The following is a 2,997-nucleotide window of genomic DNA, read 5'->3' on the forward strand; positions in this document are numbered from 1 at the left end:
GGCGTGCGTGGTGTCGCGCGCAATCACCAGCATGAAGGGCTTGACCTCCTTGACGCCGTTGCTGCGCGCATAAGTCTTCAGCTCGACCTTGGTCGCTTCATGCATGCGGATGCCGTCTTGCAGCTTGACGCGCTCCACCTCCTCCGGCGGCATCTTGCTGGCGTCAAAATTGCGCTGCGTCACCACGGCCGGCTCCTTCACGAAGCCGTCTTCCAATGCGCGGGCCAGTGGGTAGTTCATAACCACGTTCTTGAATGGCACCGGCCCCTTGGTCGTTTCCACGAACGGCGTGGCCGTCAGCTCCAGGCCGATCAAGGGCTTCAGCTCATTGATCGCGCGCACGCCGRCACTGGCCCGGTAGCGGTGCGATTCATCCATCAGCAGCACCAGATCGGGCAGGCCGGCCAGATAGTCGAAATAGCTCTGTCCGATGTACTCGCTCAGGCGCTTGATGAGCGGCGCTTTGCCGCCGCGCATCTCAGACGTGATCTTCGAAATATTGAAGATGTTGATGCTCACCGGCGACAGCAAATCGCCCATCGCCTGGGCGCGCTCCTTGTAGTTGTCGCCAGTGATGATCTCGGGCGGGTAGGCCGCAAACTCGGCCACGCCCTTGAAGACGTACTTGGGCGAATTGGGCGTGAAGTCGCCAATCAGCTTGTCGTAGATGGTCAGGTTCGGTGCCAGCACGAAGAAGTTCTTGATGCCGTGCGCCTGATAGAGGTAGCTGATGAAGGCCCCCATCAGCCGTGTCTTGCCCACGCCGGTGGCCAGCGCAAAGCACAGGGAAGGAAAGTCCCGCTCGAAGTCTCGCAACGTCGGGAATTGGCTCTTGAGCGTCGCCAGGATCGAGGCAAGGTCAGCCTCGTCGCGGTCATGCTTCAGCATGGAAGGTGCTGCTTCTATCGCATTGGCCAGCTTGGCCAGTGACTCGCTTTGCGGTGCGCGCAGGCTCAAGCGGCCCGTGATCGCGTTGACTTCGCGTTGGCTCATAGTCCCCCCTTTGGTTTTTTGCTTACGGCCTTGCTTGCTGGCCTGCTGACTTTCTTGCTGCCGGGTGACACCGCGCCCACATTCAGCTGACGCAACTCGCGCCTCAGCTCCTGCTGCAGCTCCTCCTCGGTGGGCAAGTGCAGTTGATAGCGGCTGGCAAAGATATTGCGCGCCTGCTGCTCGCCCAGCGTGTAGCGCACCACGGCATCGTTCTTGTCCGGGCACAGGATCAAACCCAGCGTCGGGTTGTCGCCTTCGGTGCGGCGCTCCTGGTCAAAGTAGTTAACGTAGAACTGCAACTGCCCCAGGTCGCCGTGGGTCAGCTTGCCGACCTTCAGGTCGATCAGCACATAGCACTTCAACACCGTGTGATAGAAGACCAGATCGATGTAGAAATGGTCGCCATCCACAGTGATGCGCTGCTGGCGGGCGATGAACGCAAAGCCTCGACCCAGCTCCAGCAAGAAGGTCTGCAAGTTGCTGACCAGCGCCTGTTCCAGCTCCGACTCCACCAGCTTTGGCGATGCCGGTAGGTTCAAGAACTCCATCACCACCGGGTCCTTGAGCACATCAACGGCTTGCATCATTTCTTGGCCTTGCCTGGCCAAGCGCATCAACCCCGCCTTGTCCCGGCTTTTGGCCAAGCGGTCGAACAGCAAGCTGCCCGTCTGGCGCGCCAGCTCGCGCACTGCCCAGGCATTGCGCACTGTCTCGATCTCGTAGAACGCCCGAGCCTCGGCGCGGCCGATGCGCAGCAGGTGCCGATAGTGGCTCCAGGAGATATCTGGGTGCAGCACGCCCGGCACCCAATTCAAGCCGACAGAAATCCGAGACAGCGTCTCGGATTTCCTGACGGCCACACCGTCAACCGCTGCAGTCGAGAGGCCGATGGCAGGCAATTTCCGCGACGCCGTCTCGGAAATCAACAGCGGGTACTCGATGTAGAACTGCCGGAACGCCTCTAGGTTGTCCACCGAAAACCCCCGGCCAAACTCCTGCGTGAGACGCGCCGACAGTGCCAGCAGCACCTTGGCCCCATAGCCAGCCCGCCGCTGCCCGCGCTGCTCCTCCTCCACCGTCTCGCGCCCGATCAGCCAGTTCGCCACTACCTGCGCCGTGTTGACGCTGCGCCCAGCCTCCGTGCGGGCGGCCTGGAGAATGTCTCGCACGCGGCCATACAGCGCCAGCGCGGCCGCATCAGCACTGCTTGTCCGTGACTTCTTCGTCGCAGGCGGCGCGGCTGGCTTGACCGAGGTGACTGGCCTTGGGCTCACAAGTCATCCCCGCCGAACAAGTCGTCCTGCCTCGGGGCGGTAGCGGCTTCAGTCGCTTTCTGCGCCATCGGCAAGTTCGCCACATTCAGGCTGTAGTCGTCATGCCCCCAATGGCAGCGGTCCTTGATCATCTTGGGGATCTTCTTGATCGTCAGGTTCGGCCAGCGCTGCGCCGCCTGCGCGGCTGTCACCCCCTGATAAGCCCCACAGCACACCAGCAGGCTGCGCCTGTTGTTTGGGTCAGTGCCCACCTCGTCGCTCAGCGCTTCCAACTGCTCTGCGCCGAGCGTCTGCGTGGTCACGTAAATGAAGTCGGTCTCGCTGCTGCGCCCCTGCTGCCACCACAACACTTCCGACGGCGCGTAAGTGAAACCTTCCAGCTTGCACATCGCAGCCGAAAGCATCGCCGCGTCGTAATCGGGATTGATAACCAGGTTGCCCCATCGATCCGTCGCCAGCAGCGTGGGGGCAAGTTCGTAATACCGAAAGCCACCGCCACCTTGCCAACCGGTCGACTCAGTCACGCCGCCCCGGTCCTGGCCGTCAATCACCTTTTGCAAGCGGGGCACGATGTGTGTGTGGCAGTGCTCGCCCAATTCAATCATGACCCAGCGGCGCCCCATTTTGTGAGCGACGGCACCGGTGGTACCGGAGCCGGCGAAGGAATCGAGGACGAGGTCGCCAGGGCTGGTTGCAATCTGCAAAACCTTGCGCAACAACTTTTCCGGCT

3 protein-coding genes are annotated in these 2,997 nt (G+C 61.8%); all 3 read right to left on the minus strand.

Annotation, left to right across the window (positions count from 1 at the left end):
- Nucleotides 1-993 (minus strand): DEAD/DEAH box helicase family protein (locus AC1DU6_RS25415; RefSeq protein WP_477860484.1); only part of this gene is annotated, 993 nt, incomplete at its 3' end.
- Nucleotides 990-2,267 carry a PDDEXK nuclease domain-containing protein gene (locus AC1DU6_RS25420; protein ID WP_477860486.1) on the minus strand — a complete coding sequence of 426 codons (1,278 nt, stop codon included), beginning with the start codon at nucleotides 2,265-2,267 and terminating at the stop codon, nucleotides 990-992. The genes AC1DU6_RS25415 and AC1DU6_RS25420, both read right to left, overlap by 4 nt.
- On the minus strand, nucleotides 2,264-2,997 hold a 734-nt coding region (locus AC1DU6_RS25425; protein ID WP_477860488.1), incomplete at its 5' end, for a DNA methyltransferase. The genes AC1DU6_RS25425 and AC1DU6_RS25420, both read right to left, overlap by 4 nt.

The sequence above is a fragment of the Roseateles sp. P5_B10 genome (genome assembly GCF_056400485.1).